The sequence below is a fragment of the Pseudarthrobacter sulfonivorans genome (assembly GCF_014712225.1).
GTDB classification, from domain to species: Bacteria; Actinomycetota; Actinomycetes; order Actinomycetales; family Micrococcaceae; genus Arthrobacter; species Arthrobacter sulfonivorans.
Map to the genome: position 1 here is coordinate 1 of NZ_JACXBW010000011.1, position 15,647 is coordinate 15,647.

Genomic DNA, 15,647 nt, shown 5'->3' on the forward strand with positions numbered 1-15,647 from the left:
ATTTTTACCCGACGCTCTCTCACTCTCCCGAAGAAAGTGAGAGAGCATCGGTGTAATTGGCGCATCGAGTGAGAGAGCGTTGCCAATTTAGTTGCATCAAGTGATAGAGCGTCCGGCTAGGTGGCTCGGGCGCCGGCGGGTCGCCGGCTTTGATCTCGTCGGAGTAGGCTGCACGTGGGCCATTGGCGGGCGCGGCTGCGGCGGCAGCGGGAGGCACCGTGGCCGCATGTTCGCCCGGCGCCGATGCCGACGGCGACACCGGTAGCGGCAGAGGGGATGCGGTGAAGCGGTACAAGTATCAGTACGGCGGGGATGCCAGCCAATGGGGCGAGCTCTTCCTGCCGGAACTGCCGGCCGACGGCGAGCACCGCGGCGTTGTAGTGGTGATCCACGGCGGTTACTGGCGCTCGCAGTACGGCGCAGAACTGGGCGAACCAATCGCCCAGGACCTTGCTGCGCATGGCATGGCCGCCTGGAACCTGGAATACCGGCGGGCCGGCAACGGCGGAGGCTGGCCGAACACCTTCTGCGACGTGCTGGCGGGAATCGACAAACTGCAGGACCTTGCGGCGACCCACGCCCTGAATTTGGGGCCGGTGGTGGCGCTGGGCCATTCAGCCGGCGGGCACCTGGCTGCATGGGCTGCGGGCCGGGCCAAGCTCGCCCAGCTGGGGATGCCGGAGCCGGACGGGCAGGTCTCACGGCGGCAAGATGCGACGGCGGTGCACCTCACCGGCGTCGTGAGCCAATCCGGGCTCCTCAACCTCGCCGAGGCGGAGCGGCTGAACCTCAGCAACGGTGCGGTGGGCAACCTGCTGGGCGGGCCGTCGTCGAAATATCCCCAGCGCCACAGATATGCGGACCCCATGACCACCCTTCCCCTGGCGGTCCCGGTCATCGCCGTCCACGCAACCGACGACGACACTGTCCCGCGGAGCCAGTCCGAGGCTTATGTCGACGCCGGTACGGCAGCTCGCATGGGGACGCGGCTGATCAGCGTGCCGGGCGACCACTTCGACCTCATTGACCCGAAAAGCCCGGCGTACCGGACGTGCCGGGAGCTGGTTCAGTCCCTTTTGGGATAGATTCGTCCCCTGCGGGTAAGAACTGCGTAATTGGACCGCCACTTCTAGACATTGGATGTCCCATCTCCTGTACTCTTGGGAAGTAGGACAAGTCGTCGCCCCTCGGCGCGGCAAGGAGGAGATCACGTGGCTATCGCATCCCAAGAAGTATCGCCCGCCCGTTTCAGCGCGCAGCTCCGTTCGCACGCCCTGCAGACGCGGATCATGGATCTCATCCTCGAGCGTGGGCTGGACGTCGGCGACGCCATGCCCACCGAAAGCGAGCTCTCCGCAGAACTTGGCGTGGGCCGCAACACCGTCCGTGAATCCTTGAAGGTACTGCAGGCTCTCGGTGTCATTGAAATCCGGCACGGGTTCGGCATGTTTGTGGCACCGAACAACTTCAGCGCCCTGGTGTCCGGGCTGACCTTCCGTGGCCGGCTTTCCCTCCGCCACAAGGGCGAGGAAGCCATGGAGCTTATCGACGTGCGGCAGGCCCTCGAATCCGGACTGATCGGGTCCGCCATCGACCTCCTCACGGACGAGCACCTGGCGGACCTGCGCGCCACCATGGAGGCCATGGAAGCTGCAGCCAAGAACGGGGAGCATCTTTACGTCCACGACGCCGAATTCCACCGCCGCCTGTACGCGCCCCTTAACAATGAGCTGCTGATCAACCTGATGGACGTGTTCTGGCAGGTGTACCGCAAAATCCACCAGGCCCTCGGGACAGGCCCCGTCAACCTCGAGCAGCAGACCCAGGACCACTGGGACATCTACGAGGCCGTGGCCAACAAGGACAAAGCGCTGGCCTCCGAACGCCTGCAGCGCCACTTTGATGGCATCCGCCTGAAACTCAAGGACGTCGCCGCCAGTTAGCTCGGCCGCCCGTCAGCTCGGCCGCCCGTCAGCTCGGCCGCCTGAACCAGCCCCTCCCCACCGCCTGCACAACCGGGCGGACTCAGCCCTGCCCAATTTTCGTAGAGAGTGCCTTTGCCGTGGAAATCTTCGTAGTGCCTACCGCCTCAGCCACCGGTTCCGTTGCCGCCGGGATCCTTGCAGCGGTCATCCGCAGCAAGCCCGACGCCGTCCTGGGCCTGGCAACGGGCGGCTCACCGCTGCCGATCTACGCGGCGCTCGCAGGCCACACGGTGGACATGTCCCGGGTCAGTGGCTTCGCTCTCGATGAGTATGTGGGCCTGCCGGCCGGACACCCCGAAAGCTACGCCGAGGTTGTCCGGCGTGAAGTGACTGAACGGCTGCAGCTGGACCCCGCCAAGGTCGCCGTGCCGGACGGCAGCGCCGCCGACCCCGAGCGGGCAGCTGCCGACTACGACGCCGCCATCCGCGCAGCCGGCGGCATCGACGTGCAGATCCTCGGCATCGGCCACAACGGGCATCTGGCCTTCAATGAGCCCGGCTCCGCCCTGGACTCACGGACCCGCGTGGAGGTCCTCACCGAGCGCACCCGTGCGGCCAACGCCCGCTACTTCAGCACGGCGGAGGAAGTTCCGCTCCGCTGCATCACCCAGGGCCTGGGGACCATCATGGAAGCCCGTCACCTGCTGCTGGTGGTCAACGGCGTGGACAAGGCGGGCATCCTGGCCGCCGCCCTGAACGGTCCGGTCACCGCCGACTGCCCGGCGTCCGTCCTGCAGCGGCACCCGCACGTGACCGTGGTGGCCGACGAGGCAGCCGCTTCGCAGCTGGCACCGGGCAGCGGCCGGGTGGCCGTGCGGGTGGCGGGCGCGCGCGCCGGCGTCTAAGGGACCCGGCGCGGAGACGATGCCGGCGCGCTGGACCTGCGTCAGTAGCTGGCGGGGGTTCCGGCGGCCTCAACTACCGGATCCTGCGGGATGTACCGGGCGGCAAGAGCCTCGGAGCCGCGGGCCAGGAGGGCCACGTCCGCGCCCACCAGGATGAAGTTGGCACCGCTGGTGAGGTAGTGCCGGGCGGTGGCTTCGTTGAAGGCGTTGACACCGGCGGGCTTTCCGGCCGCGTTCGCAGCCGCGAGGCAGTGTTCGACGGCGGCGCGCACCTCGGGGTGTTCCTGCTGTCCCAGCAGACCCATGGAAGCGGCGAGGTCGGACGGCCCCAGGAAGATGGCGTCCACCCCGTCCACCGCGAGGATGTCTTCGACATGCTCAACGGCCGCCGTCGATTCGATCTGGACCGTGACGCTGATGGTTTCCCCGGCCCGGGCGAGGTAGTCCGGGACCCTGTTCCAGCGGGCAGCGCGGGCCAGTGCCGACCCGACGCCGCGGACACCGTTCGGCGGGTAGCGGGTGGCCGCCACGGCGGCTTCGGCTTCGGCTGCGGAGTTGACCATGGGGATCAGCAGGTTCTGCACGCCGAGGTCCAGGTATTGCTTGATGATCACGGTGTCGTTGACCGGCGGGCGGACCAGGGCGTGGACGGGGTAGCCGTGGACGGCCTGGAGCTGGGCGAGGATGGATTCGAGTCCGTTGGGGCTGTGCTCGGCATCGATCAGCAGCCAGTCCAGGCCGGACCCGGCGCAGAGTTCGGCGATCAGCGGGCTGCCGGAGCACACCCACATCCCGGCCAGCGGCCGGCCTGCTTTGCCCTTTTGATCGGGCAGGGCGTCCCGGAACGTGTTCCCGTGGACAGCAGTCGCGGGTTCTAGTCGAAGCGGCATGTGACACTCCCCAGGGGTCCGTAGTCGGCGTGGACGGTGTCGCCTTTGTAGACCCAGAGCGGGCGGGTGAAGGAGCCGGCGAGGATGATGTCCCCGGCTTTCATGCCGTCGCCGTGGGCGGCGATCTTGTTGGCCAGCCAGTGCACCCCGTTGGCGGGGTGGTCCAGGACTCCCGCGGCCACGCCGGTCTCCTCGACGGTCTGGTTCTTGTAGAGGATCGCGGAGACCCAGCGGAGGTCCACGGCATCGGGCCTGACCGGGTTGCCGCCGATCACCATGGCACCCATCGCGGCATTGTCCGCGATGGTGTCCACAATGGTCCGGCCCTCCATCTCGATCCGGGAGTCCAGGATCTCGAGGGCCGGAACCACATAGTCGGTGGCGTTCAGGACGTCGAAGATGGTGCAGCCGGGGCCCTTGAGCGCACTCTTCAGGACAAACGCCAGCTCCACTTCAACGCGGGGATGCGTGTATTTGTCCCATTCCACCGAGCAGCCCGTTTCCATGACCATGTCATCAAAAATGGCGCCGTAATCCGGTTCGGTGATGCCGGTGGCGGCCTGCATGGCCTTGGACGTAAGGCCGATCTTGCGGCCCACCAGCTTCCGGCCGGCGTCCTCGTTGCGGTTCCGCCACAGCTGCTGGACGGCGTAGGAATCCTCCACCGTCATCTCCGGATAGCGTGACGTCAGGCGTTTGACGGGGGTGCGGGTCCGGCCGGCCTCCACCAGTTCGTCCGCGATGGCTTCAATGGTCCTGTCATCCAGCATGGCTACAGCTGCGCTCCCAGCTTGAAGCCCTCCAGCGCTGCGCCGGAGGCGTCCGACGGGCGGGTGTAGGAGAAGCCGTCCGCGCCCACGGTGACGGCCATTTCGCTCTTCTCCTCCCGGATGATGACGGGCTGGGGGTTCCCGTCGAGGTCCAGGACCAGGGAGGCTTCGGTGTACCAGGAGGGGACCACGGGGTTGCCCCACCAGTCGCGGCGCTGGTTGTCGTGGACGTCCCAGGTGATGGTGGGGTTGTCCGGGTCGCCGGTGTAGTAGTCCTGCGTGTAGATCTCGATGCGGTGGCCGTCCGGGTCCAGGATGTAGAGGTAGAAGGCGTTGGAGACGCCGTGGCGCCCGGGGCCGCGTTCGATCCGGTCGCTGATGCGCAGGGCGCCCATCTTGTCGCAGATTTGGATGATGTTGTGCTTCTCGTGCGTGGCGAACGCGATGTGGTGCATGCGCGGGCCGTCCCCGCCGGTGAGCGCGGTGTCATGGACGGTCTGCTTGCGGTGCATCCAGGCCGCGTAGGTTACGCCGTCGGAATCCTTGATGTCCTCGGAGACGCGGAAGCCGAGGTCCTCAAGGTAGGCACGGCCGCGGGGCACGTCCGGAGTGACCTGGTTGAAGTGGTCCAGGCGGACCAGTTCCCCGGCGGTGTAGAGGTCATAGCGCTGGGTGAGGCGCTCGACGTGCTCGGTCTCGTAGAAGAACTCGTAGGGAAAGCCCAGCGGGTCCTCGACGCGCACGGAGTCGCCGATGCCCTTGGTGAAGCCGTCCTTCCGGCGCTCAACCCGGCAACCCAACTCGCGGTAGTAGGCCTCTGCGGCGTCCACCTCGGCGGGGGACTTCACCCGGTACGCGAACGCTGCGGCGGCGGCCACGGGGCCCTTGCGCAGGACCAGGTTGTGGTGGATGAACTCCTCGAGGGAGCGCAGATAGATGGTGTTCTCGTCTTCCTCCGTGACATGCAGGCCAAGGACGTCGACGTAGAACTCGCGGGATTTGGCGAGGTCGGTGACAACAAGTTCCATGTAGGCGCAGCGGACGATGTCCGGTGCCGGAACGGAGGGGGTGGGGATGGTGTTTGTCATTGGATTCTCTCTTCGCTGAGGAGGGGCAGGGGAGGGGCTAGCTGTCGCCGGCGGCGGCCGCGTCTTCGATGCTGCCGAATTTCGGGGTGTGGACGCTGCCGAGGGTGATGTGCACGGCCTGCTGGTCGGTGTAGAAATCGATGGAGCGGTAGCCGCCCTCGTGGCCCAGGCCCGAAGCTTTCACGCCGCCGAACGGGGTGCGGAGGTCGCGGACGTTGTGGCTGTTGAGCCACACCATGCCGGCCTCGACGTTCTGGGAGAAGTTGTGTGCGCGGGTCAGGTTCTGGGTCCAGATGTAGGCCGCCAGGCCGTACCTGGTGTTGTTCGCCAAAGCCAGCGCCTCGTCGTCGTTCTCGAACGGGGTGATGGCGACAACTGGGCCGAAAATCTCTTCCTGGAAGATCCGCGCGTCAGGCGCGACGTCGGCAAACACCGTGGGTGCGATGTAGTTGCCTTCGGGGAGGCCTTCCGGGCGTCCGCCGCCAGCCAGCAGTCGGCCCTCGGATTTGCCGATCTCCACGTAGGAAGCCACCTTGGCGTAGTGCTCCGGGTGGACCAGAGCGCCGACCTCGGTCTTGGGATCGTGCGGGTCCCCGACGACGATGTTCTTCGCGCGGGCGGCGTACTTTTCGCAGAACTCGTCGTAGATGCCGCGCTCCACCAGGATCCGGGAACCGGCGGTGCAGCGTTCACCGTTCAGGGAGAAGACCCCGAACAGGGCGGAATCGATGGCGGCGTCCAGCTCGGCGTCGGCGAAGACCACGCAGGGGGACTTGCCGCCCAGCTCCATGGACAGGCCCTTGAGGTTGGCCGCCGCGTTCCGGAAGATGGTCTGGCCCGTGGTGGTCTCGCCGGTGAAGGAGATGAGCGGCACGTCCGGGTGCTTGACCAGGGCGTCGCCGGCTTCCTCACCCAGGCCGTTGACCAGGTTGAACACGCCGTCCGGCAGGCCGGCGTCCTTGAAGATCTGCGCCCAGAGCGAGGCGGAGAGCGGGGTGAACTCGGCGGGCTTGAGGACCACTGTGTTGCCGGTGGCCAGGGCCGGGGCGAGTTTCCAGGACTCGAGCATAAACGGCGTGTTCCACGGGGTGATGAGGCCGGCGACGCCGATCGGCTTGCGGTTCACGTAGTTGATCTGGGATCCGGGGACCTTCATGGCGTCGTCGAACTGCGCCACGATCAGGTCCGCGAAGAAGCGGAAATTCTCCGCCGCGCGCAGCGCCTGGCCCTTGGCCTGGGTGATCGGCAGGCCGGTGTCGAAGGTTTCCAGTTCGGCGAGCCGGGCTTCCTGGGCCTCGACGGCGTCGGCGATCCTGTTCAGGACGCGGGCACGTTCGCGGGGTTTCATCTTCGGCCACGGGCCTTTGGTGAAAGCTTCACGGGCGGCGGCGACGGCGAGGTCGATGTCCTCTTTTTGGCCGGCTGCCGCGGTGGCGTAGTTCGTGTTGGAGACCGGGTCCAGGACGTCGAAGGTCGCACCGTTCACGGAGTCAACGAACTGGCCGTTGATGTAGTGCTGGATGTGGGTAGGCAGGTCCTGCGGCACGTAATGCGTGCTGGCTTCTGCAGCAGTGAACGTCATTGTTGTTTCCTTAGCTACTAGTGCAACTCGGGGTCACTTCTCGCCCGATCGGGGCCGTTTATCGGGCGTTTAGTGACCCCGCGTTGCTTTATGGGAGGGGTTGAGCCTGCGCGAGGTAGGCGTCAAGGGTGGCGCTGCGGTGGCGTCGTGCTGCTTTTTCGATATTGTCGGCGCTGGCCCCGGTTTCGATGAGCCGGAGCAGTGCCTCGTGCTCGTCCACGGAATCGTGGGCGCGGCCGGGGACGAAGCGGAACGTCGAGGACCGCAGCGACGCGAGCCGGTTCCAGCCCCGGTGGACCAGGTCCAGGATGTGCGGGTTAGGGCAGTGTTCGAAGAGGACGCTGTGAAAGTCCTGGTTGAGCTGCGTGAAGCGGACGGGGTCGAAGTGTTGCAGGCACTCGCGCATTTCCTCGTTGACGGCCCGTGCCCGGGCAATGTCCGCCCCGCCGATCAGCGGAGCGGACAGCGCGGTGGCGGCACCTTCGACGATGCTCAGGGTCTGCATGGTGTACAGGTATTCGGTGGGGTCAATCCCGGCCACGGTGGCGCCGACGTTCCGCTCAAACTTCACCAGCCCTTCGGCCTCGAGCCGTCGAATGGCCTCCCGGACCGGGACGACGCTGAAGCCCAGGTCCTTGGCGATGACGGCCAGGACCAGGCGGTAGCCGGGCGTGAAGGTGCCGTCGACGATCCAGGCCTTCACGGCGGCGTAGGCCTGCTCTGACTTGCTGCCGGCGGCCGCTGTCGATTCAGTCACTGCAGTCTCAGTCATTGGCTTTGCCTGCTTCCCATTCCCTGTACCGGCCCTGCCACGCGGCGTTCATGGGATACAGCCCGTCGACGCTGTTGCCCTGCTGGACCATCTCGAAGATGAAGGCTTCTTCCTTTTCCTGCTGGATGCAGTCCTCCACCAGTTCTTCGGCGATGGCCGGCGGGATGACCAGGATGCCGTCGGAGTCGGCCACGATGATGTCGCCCGGCTGAACAGTGGCACCGCCGCACGCGATGGTGATGTCCGTGTCCCACGGGATGTGGCGGCGGCCGAGCACGGCAGGATGCGGGTTGGCGTAGTAGGTGGGCATCTCCAGGCCGGCCACGGCCGTGTAGTCGCGGACGCCGCCGTCGGTGATGATCGCCGCGGCGCCGCGGACCTGCGCGCGCAGGGCCAGGATGTCGCCGACCGTCCCGGTGCCCTTCTCGCCGCGGGCCTCCATCACGAGGATTTCGCCTTCGTTGACCGAATCGATGGCGCGCTTCTGGGCGTTAAACCCGCCGCCGTGGGTCTTGAAGAGGTCCTCACGGTTGGGGACGTAGCGCAGGGTCCGGGCCAGGCCAACCACGCGGCGGTCCGGCCGGGTGGCCTGCAGGCCGTCGATGCTGACGTTGTTGAGGCCGCGCTTGCGCAGCTGCGAGGACAGAGTGGCCGTAGCAACGCTTTCGAGTTTGGCTTTCAGCTCGGGGGAGAGGAGGGGCCCGACGGCGGCCGCTTCCGCGGGTGCCAAACCCGCCGCTTCGCGGGAACCGTACGCCTCCTCCCGCTGCAGGTCATCAACCTTGGGTGCGGCACCAAAGTCAGCGAACGGCGTCGTGCCTTCCTCTACCGTGGTGCGCAGGCGCCCCGTCGACAGGTTTCCGTCGGTGGTAGCCACCTCAACTTCCAGCACGTCACCCGGCTTGGCCACGGAGGCACCCGCAGGGGTGCCGGTGAGGATGATGTCCCCCTCTTCGAGGGTGAGCAGCTGGGACAGGTCAGCGACCAACCGGGCGAACGGGAAGAGCAGGTCCTCGGTGGTGTCATCCTGGACGAGCTCGCCGTTGTGCCAGGTGCGGATGCGCAGGCCGGCGGGGTCGACGGCGTCTGCCGGGACCAGTGCCGGGCCGACCGGGGTGAAGCCGTCACCGCCCTTGGACCGGAGGTTGGAGCCCTTGTCCGCGTAGCGCAGGTCATAGACGCCCAGATCGTTGCTGGCGGTCACCGCGGCGACGTGGCTCCAGGCGTCCTCGATGCCGACGCGCCGGGCCGCCTTACCGATGATCAGGGCTATCTCGCCTTCATAGCCGAGCAGTTCGCAGCCCGCCGGGCGTTCCACGGCGCTGCCGCCGAGGGAGAGCGATGACGACGGCTTGAGGAAGTAGGACGGCTGGGCCGGGGTGCGTCCCCGCTGCGCGGCCCGGCTGGGGTAGTTGATGTGTACAGCGATCACCTTGCGTGCCGCTGCGAGGATGTCACTGTTGACCTGCTCCAAAACCGTCTCCTCATCAAGTACGAAATCGTATACGATGACTATTGCGCACCGGTTGGGCCCTGTCAACCCTCAAGTGGAAGAGCTGGGGGCGGCGCCTCACGAGGTCAGGGCCGCCAGGCGGATTGCGAACACCCGTAGTAATCGTGCAGCCGGCATATTGCCGCCGGAGCTCCCATTCCAGCCACTTGTATGCGGCGTCACACGTGCCGTACAGTCTTGAACCAAGTCGCTGTTTTCTAATATCGAACCGCAAATTCTTATATAGAACACCCTGGGTGATCACCCATCCCACAGTGAAGTGAGGAAACGCCCCATGCAGTTCCACCACCACGGTTACGTGTCCGGAGACCCCCGGGTCCAGCCCGCCGCAGGTGCCGGCATCGATCGACCCGCTGAACTCCCGGACGAAGTTGACGTGCTGATCGTGGGCACCGGGCCTGCCGGGATGCTCGCAGCCGCGCAGCTGTCCCAGTTTCCGAATGTCACCACGCGGATTGTGGAGCGGCGTCCGGGACGGCTCGCCATCGGCCAGGCAGACGGCATCCAGGCCCGGAGCGTCGAAACCTTCCAGGCGTTTGGATTCGCCGAGCGGATCATCGGCGAGGCGTACGCCATTACGGAGATGGCGTTCTGGAAGCCCGACGTCACTGACCCTTCACGCATCGTTCGGACAGCACGCACGCCGGACGATCCTGCCGGGATCAGCGAATTTCCGCACCTCATCGTGAACCAGGCCCGCGTGCTGGACTACTTCGCTGAGTTCATGGCCAATTCACCCACGCGGATGAAGCCCGATTACGGCTTTGAGTTCCAGGGCCTTGAGGTCGCCAGCGAGGGGGAGTACCCCGTCACCGTCACGCTGCTCCACACGTCCGGTCCCCTTGAGGGCAGGCAGCGAACCGTCCGGGCAAAGTACGTCGTCGGCGCCGATGGCGCCCGCAGCAAAGTGCGTCAGGCCATCGGCTGCACCCTTGCCGGTGACGCTGCCAATCACGCGTGGGGCGTGATGGATGCGCTCGCCGTGACGGACTTCCCCGACATCCGCACCAAGTGCGCCATCCAGTCCGGCTCCGGCGGCAGTATCCTCCTGATCCCGCGCGAAGGCGGCCACCTCTTCCGGATGTACGTTGACCTCGGCGAAGTGGACCCGGACGACAACGGCGCGGTGCGCAACACCACCATCGAAGAAATCATTCAGAAGGCAAACGGGATCCTTCACCCCTATACCCTGGACGTGCGAAACATTGCCTGGCACAGCGTGTACGAGGTGGGGCACCGCCTGACGGACCGGTTCGACGACGTCCTTCCGGAGGATCGCGGCACGCGGACCCCGCGGGTGTTCATTACCGGGGATGCCTGCCATACGCACAGCGCAAAGGCCGGCCAGGGCATGAACGTCTCCATGCAGGATGGCTTCAACATCGCGTGGAAGCTGGGGCACGTGCTTGAGGGCCGCAGTCCCGAGGCCTTGCTCTCCACCTACTCGGAAGAGCGGCAGGTGGTGGCGAAGAACCTCATCGACTTCGACAAAGAGTGGTCCACGATGATGGCGAAGAAGCCCGAGGAATTTGCGGACCCCACAGAGCTTGAAGATTTTTACGTCAGCACAGCCGAGTTCCCGGCCGGGTTCATGACCGAGTATGCGCCGTCCCTGCTGGTGGCACCCGCCGATCACCAGGACCTGGCCACGGGTTTCCCGGTGGGAAAGCGGTTCAAGTCAGCGCCTGTTGTGCGGGTGGGGGACACCAACCCGATCCACCTTGGCCACCACGCCACGGCCGACGGCCGCTGGCGCATTTACGTTTTCGCGGACCAGGCACTTCCGTCAGGAGGGAAACAGGCGACGTCGTCTGCCACGGACCGGTTTGCCGAGTGGATCGCGAACTCGCCGGAATCACCGCTGGCCGCAACGCCGTCGGACGCTGATCCCGACGCCTGGTTCGACGTGAAGGTGATCTACCAGCAGGAGCACGCAGGCCTGGACATCGGGGCGGTTCCGGCCGTGTTCAAACCACAGGTTGGACCGTTCAAGCTCACCGACTACGAAAAGGTGTACGCCACCGATCCCGCAGCCGATATTTTCGAGCTGCGGGGCCTAAGCCGTGAGGGCGTGGTGGTGGTGGTGCGGCCGGACCAGTACGTGGCAAACGTCCTGCCGCTGACGTCGACGGCTGAGCTTGGGGCGTTTTTCGCTCCCCTCAGGGGCCCTCGCGTGCAGGCATCCTTGGTCAGCGGAGCTGTTCGCTGATCCGCCGGGCGGCTTCTTTGACCGAGCTTCCAACCTGCTCGGGTGGTAGTTGGGCGCTGGGATAAACCACCGCGATGGCGGCGGGCTGGAGTCCCTGCGTGAGCCTGAGCGGGACGGCCACGGAGGTAACCCCCGGCAGGACCTCGTGGTGGCTGACGGCAAATCCCAACTCGCGAACCGAAGCCACTTCCGGACGGCGGGGCTGATCCGGAGAAATCGCCTCCCACTGTGAATCGTCCAGCATCGCTTGGATGGCCAGCCCCGGCGCCCCCACGTGCAGCGAATGGCGGGTGCCGGGCCGCTGGACGACGGCGGCACGGCTGTGCCGCGGTTCCACGCTGGTCAGTGTGGTGCAGTCCCCGCGGTCCAGTACCACCAGGAAGGCGGTGGTGCCGAGTTCATTGGCGAGGGATGTCAGCTCCGGCAGCGCTGCCGTTTGCAGGTCGCGGGCAACGCCGCGGGCCAGCGTGGCGAGTCCGGTGCCCAGGGAGATGCCGCCGGCGCTGTCCCTGGCGACGAGTCCATGGTCTTCAAGGGTGCGGAGGATTCTGTAGGCAATTGAGCGGTGCACTCCCATCCGGGCCGAAATTTCTCCGATGCTGAGCGCCGTTGTTTCGTCGCTCAGGATTTCGAGCATCCTGATGCCGCGGGACAGCGTCTGCGAATGGGCCGGTGCCGCCTTCTCGCCCGGCAGTGGTGCGTTTCCCATTGCGCCCTTCCCGTCGTTTGCCTGGGCATCCTGCGTCCTGCCAAGCTGATGCGGATGCGCAGTGCAGCCACGCTTGGGAGGCGAGTCCCATATTAGAACATGAACTGCGGTTATCGAACGACCCCGGATCCGGCTGACCTTACGCAGCCAGCAATTCGCCCGCGCGCATGACCAGGACGCGCCCAAAGTTGCCGTCCACCGCCACGACGTCGGCACGCAGGCCCGCGCGAAGGCTCCCAATTTCATTCCCTTGACCGATAATGGCCGCCGGGACGGCTGTCGCGGACAGGACTGCAGCGGCGGGTTCCACCCCGGCGTCGATGGTCCGGCGCACCACGTCCAGCAGTGTGGCTGTGCCGCCGGCCAAGGAACCGTTGCTTTGCAGGCGCGCCACGGCGCCGCTGACGGAGACGGACTGGGGGCCCAGTTCGTAGTCGCCGTCGGGCAGCCCGGTGGCTGCCATTGAGTCGGTCACCAGAACCACGTTTTTCGCACCAACCAGCTCGAAGACCATCCGTGTGGTCTCGGGATCCAGATGCACGCCGTCCGCAATCAGCTCGACGGCTATTGTTCCCGCTCTGGCGAGGCGCAGGCAGGCCGCTACGGGCCCGGGGCTGCGGTGGTGCAGCGGCGGCATCCCGTTAAACAAGTGCGTGACCGTAGGCCGGGTCACGGTGCCCTGCCCGGATGCGGCCAGCAGTTCTGCCGCGTGGGTGAGGGAGGCCGCCGTCGTGCGGGCATCCGCATCGGTGTGGCCCAACGACGGCGTGACGCCGCGTTCCGCGAGCAGCTGCACCACGGCGTCCGAGCCGGGCAGCTCGGGGGCGTAGGTCATGGAGCGCAGGTGTCCGCCGGCGGCGTCCAGCATTTCACCGAGCAGGCCCACGTCAGGGTCGCGAAGGAACCGCGGATCCTGGGCGCCACAGCGCGCATGGGACAGGAACGGCCCCTCGGAATGGATGCCCGCGATGAGGCCTTCGCGGGCCAGCTGCCGCAGTGTTTCCAGTCCCCGCAGCAGGTCGGCCCGCTCAGCAGTCACAAGGCTGGCAAGCAGCGAGGTGGTGCCGCTGCGGTGCAGGAAGTCCACGGCAGTCCGGGCGGCCTGGGCGTCGCCGGTGGGGAAATCGCCGCCGGCCGCACCATGGCAGTGGAGGTCAACGAGGCCGGGCAAAATTATGCTGCCCGGCGGCACATCCAGTTCTTCAAAATCTGTCAGCGAAACGTCCAGGCCTGCGCGCGGGCCAACGTAGGCAATGCGGCCATCAGCGACGGCCACGACGGCGTTGTCCATCGACATCCCGTCGGTCAGGACCGTTCCTGCCAGGAGGTAGCTCCCGGGCCCTGCGGGACGCGGATGTGTCGGGTCCGGCTGTGCCTGTTTCGGCTGCGCCCCCGGCGGCGGCGTCACTTCAGGGCCTCGGCAAACCAGCCGGTGATGGTGGCCGGGTGGGTGATGGCCGTGCCAACGACGACGGCGAACGCGCCGGCGTCGAGCGACTGCCGGGCCTGCGCCGGGGTATGGAAGCGGCCCTCGGCGATGAGGGGCACGCCGAAGCCGGCCGCGGCGATCTGCTCAATCAGCTCCAGGTCAGGTCCGTGCCTTTTGGGGCGCTCGCCGGTGTAGCCCGACAGCGTGGTGCCGATCAGGTCAGCCCCTGCTTCGACGGCGGCAGCGGCGTCGTCGAAGGAGCCGCAGTCAGCCATGACCAGCGCGTGGGATTCGGTGTGGATGCCGGCCGCCGTCTGGGCGAGGGTCAGCCCGTCCGGGCGTTTGCGGCGGGTGCCGTCGATCGCCACGACGTGCGCGCCGGCGTTTGCTACTGCCAAGGCGTGGCGGAGCGTGGGAGTGATGAAGACGCCGTCGTGCCCGTCCTTCCAGAGCCCGATCACCGGAACTTCCACCGCGGAACGCGTGAACTGCACGTCGGCCAGGCCCTGGACGCGAATGGCGGCCGCGCCGCCGGTTACTGCCGCGGCGGCAATCTGGGCCATGGTGCGGGGATCGCGCATGGGCTCGCCCGGGTATGCCTGGCAAGAGACGATCAGTTGGCCGCGGAGGGCGTCAAGGGCTTCGGGGGTCAGGATCACGATCGGTTCCTCTGGAAGTTTGGCGGGCGGTTAGACGAGGTACTTAGGACGATGGTGTCAGGGCGGTGTGGTGAGGACCAGGCGCGCGGCGCCCACCATGGCAGCTGCGTTGCCGAGCTTAGCCGGGAGGACGGGGAGTCCGGCCAAGGCGGGCAGGAGTTCGGCCCGGAGCGCACGTTCCATGGGACGCCACCAGGGGGCTCCGGCGTCGGAGAGACCACCCGAAACCACCACCACTTCGGGGTCCAGGATGTTGGCGAGGCCGCCCACGGCCTGTCCCGCAGCGGCGGCGCCCCTGCCCACGGCTTGGATGGCGGCCGCATCGCTTGCCCCGGCGAGGGCAAAGACCGCCCGGGCGTCCGCCGCGTCCGAGGTGCCGCCCAACCGTACATAGGTCTCGCGGATGGCCGGACCGGAGGCGATCGCCTCAACGTGCCCGGCTCCACCGCAGACGCACGGAACAGCACCGCCCTCGTGGAACGCGTACGGCGATGCGAAATGGCCCACGTGCCCGCCGACGTACCGGTGGCCCAGGAGCGGCTGCCCGTCGAGCACAAAACTGCCCCCGACGCCGGTGCCAAAGGCGACCAGCAGCGAACTTGCCGTCCCGGCAGCGGCACCCGTCCACGACTCACCGAGAGCATGCGCATGGACATCGTTCACCGCCCGCACGGCCTCGGGATCCAAGCCCAACCGGGATGCCAATCCCGCTGTCAGCTCCGTGCCGGCCCACCCGAGGATCGCATCGGTAGTCGAAACGACGACCCCGCGCCCGGCATCAATCACCCCGGCAGAACCAACGCCAACCCCCGCCACGTCCAGGCCCGCTGCTTGAGCCCGGGACGTGAGGGAAGAAACCAGTGCCGCCGTCGCATCGAGGATCGCCTCGCCGCCGGCGCGGTTCAGCGTCGGAATGGTCTCCCAGAACAGCACCTCACCGGCCGCCGAAACAACCCCGGCAGCAGTCTTAGTACCCCCAAGGTCAACCCCGATCGCGTACTGCATGTGGTTCCTTCTGTCCTTATCTAGTTTCCGGTGGTTGAGTCAGTGGTGGCTTGGTCGCGCTGAAGGGTCCATTTTGCCGGCCCTTAGACACCTCCCGCCGGCGGCCTCCGTCGCTGGCGACGTTCATCCGCCTTTGGTCGGCGATGCGGGCCTACGCAAAACGCACCCTTCAGCGCTAGGTGCCGAAGTCA

At 66.8% G+C, this 15,647-nt stretch carries 14 protein-coding genes; 4 read left to right on the forward strand and 10 right to left on the reverse strand.

Annotated features, from left to right (window positions below; translation table 11 throughout):
* Positions 1 to 281: 281 nt before the first annotated feature.
* From IAQ70_RS14625 to IAQ70_RS14635, 3 genes are all read left to right on the forward strand, one after another.
* Complete coding sequence (locus IAQ70_RS14625; RefSeq protein WP_190990051.1) at positions 282 to 1,085, forward strand: alpha/beta hydrolase; 804 nt, start codon at positions 282 to 284, stop codon at positions 1,083 to 1,085.
* 132 nt (positions 1,086 to 1,217) lie between these two features.
* The gene (locus IAQ70_RS14630) at positions 1,218 to 1,943 is read left to right on the forward strand and encodes a FadR/GntR family transcriptional regulator (RefSeq protein WP_407682597.1); all 726 of its coding nucleotides are present in this window, start codon (positions 1,218 to 1,220) and stop codon (positions 1,941 to 1,943) included.
* Between the two features lie 119 nt (positions 1,944 to 2,062).
* Complete coding sequence (locus tag IAQ70_RS14635; RefSeq protein ID WP_190990052.1) at positions 2,063 to 2,830, forward strand: glucosamine-6-phosphate deaminase; 768 nt, start codon at positions 2,063 to 2,065, stop codon at positions 2,828 to 2,830.
* Between the two features lie 41 nt (positions 2,831 to 2,871).
* Here the strand turns inward: IAQ70_RS14635 and IAQ70_RS14640 are convergent, their stop codons facing one another.
* From IAQ70_RS14640 to IAQ70_RS14665, 6 genes are all read right to left on the reverse strand, one after another.
* Positions 2,872 to 3,720 (reverse strand): HpcH/HpaI aldolase family protein, encoded by an 849-nt coding sequence (locus tag IAQ70_RS14640; RefSeq protein WP_190990053.1) that lies wholly within the window; start codon positions 3,718 to 3,720, stop codon positions 2,872 to 2,874.
* A complete protein-coding gene (gene hpaH, locus IAQ70_RS14645) occupies positions 3,705 to 4,490 on the reverse strand; it encodes a 2-oxo-hept-4-ene-1,7-dioate hydratase (protein ID WP_190990054.1) in 786 nt (261 codons plus the stop codon). The genes IAQ70_RS14640 and hpaH overlap by 16 nt, the downstream gene beginning before the upstream one ends.
* A 2-nt stretch (positions 4,491 to 4,492) precedes the next feature.
* On the reverse strand, positions 4,493 to 5,578 hold the full coding sequence (gene hpaD, locus IAQ70_RS14650; RefSeq protein ID WP_190990055.1) for a 3,4-dihydroxyphenylacetate 2,3-dioxygenase: 1,086 nt from the start codon (positions 5,576 to 5,578) through the stop codon (positions 4,493 to 4,495).
* A gap of 37 nt (positions 5,579 to 5,615) precedes the next feature.
* Entirely contained in the window at positions 5,616 to 7,160 is a 1,545-nt protein-coding gene (gene hpaE, locus IAQ70_RS14655; protein WP_190990056.1) for a 5-carboxymethyl-2-hydroxymuconate semialdehyde dehydrogenase, read from the reverse strand.
* Between the two features lie 88 nt (positions 7,161 to 7,248).
* Positions 7,249 to 7,932 (reverse strand): GntR family transcriptional regulator, encoded by a 684-nt coding sequence (locus IAQ70_RS14660; protein WP_190990057.1) that lies wholly within the window; start codon positions 7,930 to 7,932, stop codon positions 7,249 to 7,251.
* A complete protein-coding gene (locus IAQ70_RS14665) occupies positions 7,925 to 9,406 on the reverse strand; it encodes a fumarylacetoacetate hydrolase family protein (RefSeq protein ID WP_190990058.1) in 1,482 nt (493 codons plus the stop codon). The genes IAQ70_RS14660 and IAQ70_RS14665 overlap by 8 nt, the downstream gene beginning before the upstream one ends.
* Positions 9,407 to 9,719: 313 nt before the next feature.
* Here IAQ70_RS14665 and IAQ70_RS14670 point away from each other — a divergent pair, with 313 nt between their 5' ends.
* On the forward strand, positions 9,720 to 11,654 hold the full coding sequence (locus IAQ70_RS14670; RefSeq protein WP_190990059.1) for an FAD-binding monooxygenase: 1,935 nt from the start codon (positions 9,720 to 9,722) through the stop codon (positions 11,652 to 11,654).
* Here the strand turns inward: IAQ70_RS14670 and IAQ70_RS14675 are convergent.
* The 4 genes from IAQ70_RS14675 to IAQ70_RS14690 all read right to left on the reverse strand — a co-directional run bounded on the left by IAQ70_RS14675 (position 11,635) and on the right by IAQ70_RS14690 (position 15,456).
* The gene (locus IAQ70_RS14675; protein ID WP_190990060.1) at positions 11,635 to 12,363 is read right to left on the reverse strand and encodes an IclR family transcriptional regulator; all 729 of its coding nucleotides are present in this window, start codon (positions 12,361 to 12,363) and stop codon (positions 11,635 to 11,637) included. The two genes, IAQ70_RS14670 and IAQ70_RS14675, sit on opposite strands and share 20 nt — an antisense overlap.
* Positions 12,364 to 12,502: 139 nt before the next feature.
* Positions 12,503 to 13,771 (reverse strand): N-acetylglucosamine-6-phosphate deacetylase, encoded by a 1,269-nt coding sequence (locus IAQ70_RS14680; protein WP_407682596.1) that lies wholly within the window; start codon positions 13,769 to 13,771, stop codon positions 12,503 to 12,505.
* Positions 13,768 to 14,451, reverse strand: a complete 684-nt coding sequence (locus tag IAQ70_RS14685) for an N-acetylmannosamine-6-phosphate 2-epimerase (RefSeq protein WP_190990061.1) — start codon at positions 14,449 to 14,451, stop codon at positions 13,768 to 13,770. The genes IAQ70_RS14680 and IAQ70_RS14685 overlap by 4 nt, the downstream gene beginning before the upstream one ends.
* A gap of 57 nt (positions 14,452 to 14,508) precedes the next feature.
* A complete protein-coding gene (locus tag IAQ70_RS14690) occupies positions 14,509 to 15,456 on the reverse strand; it encodes an ROK family protein (protein WP_190990062.1) in 948 nt (315 codons plus the stop codon).
* Positions 15,457 to 15,647: the final 191 nt, after the last annotated feature.

Excerpts from the sequence above, each read along its gene's own strand:
- IAQ70_RS14675 (WP_190990060.1), bottom strand. The coding sequence starts at position 12,363 with ATGGGAAACGCACCACTGCCGGGCGAGAAGGCGGCACCGGCCCATTCG.
- hpaH (WP_190990054.1), bottom strand. The coding sequence starts at position 4,490 with ATGCTGGATGACAGGACCATTGAAGCCATCGCGGACGAACTGGTGGAG.
- IAQ70_RS14640 (WP_190990053.1), bottom strand. The coding sequence starts at position 3,720 with ATGCCGCTTCGACTAGAACCCGCGACTGCTGTCCACGGGAACACGTTC.
- IAQ70_RS14660 (WP_190990057.1), bottom strand. The coding sequence starts at position 7,932 with ATGACTGAGACTGCAGTGACTGAATCGACAGCGGCCGCCGGCAGCAAG.
- hpaE (WP_190990056.1), bottom strand. The coding sequence starts at position 7,160 with ATGACGTTCACTGCTGCAGAAGCCAGCACGCATTACGTGCCGCAGGAC.
- IAQ70_RS14690 (WP_190990062.1), bottom strand. The coding sequence starts at position 15,456 with ATGCAGTACGCGATCGGGGTTGACCTTGGGGGTACTAAGACTGCTGCC.
- hpaD (WP_190990055.1), bottom strand. The coding sequence starts at position 5,578 with ATGACAAACACCATCCCCACCCCCTCCGTTCCGGCACCGGACATCGTC.
- IAQ70_RS14670 (WP_190990059.1), top strand. The coding sequence starts at position 9,720 with ATGCAGTTCCACCACCACGGTTACGTGTCCGGAGACCCCCGGGTCCAG.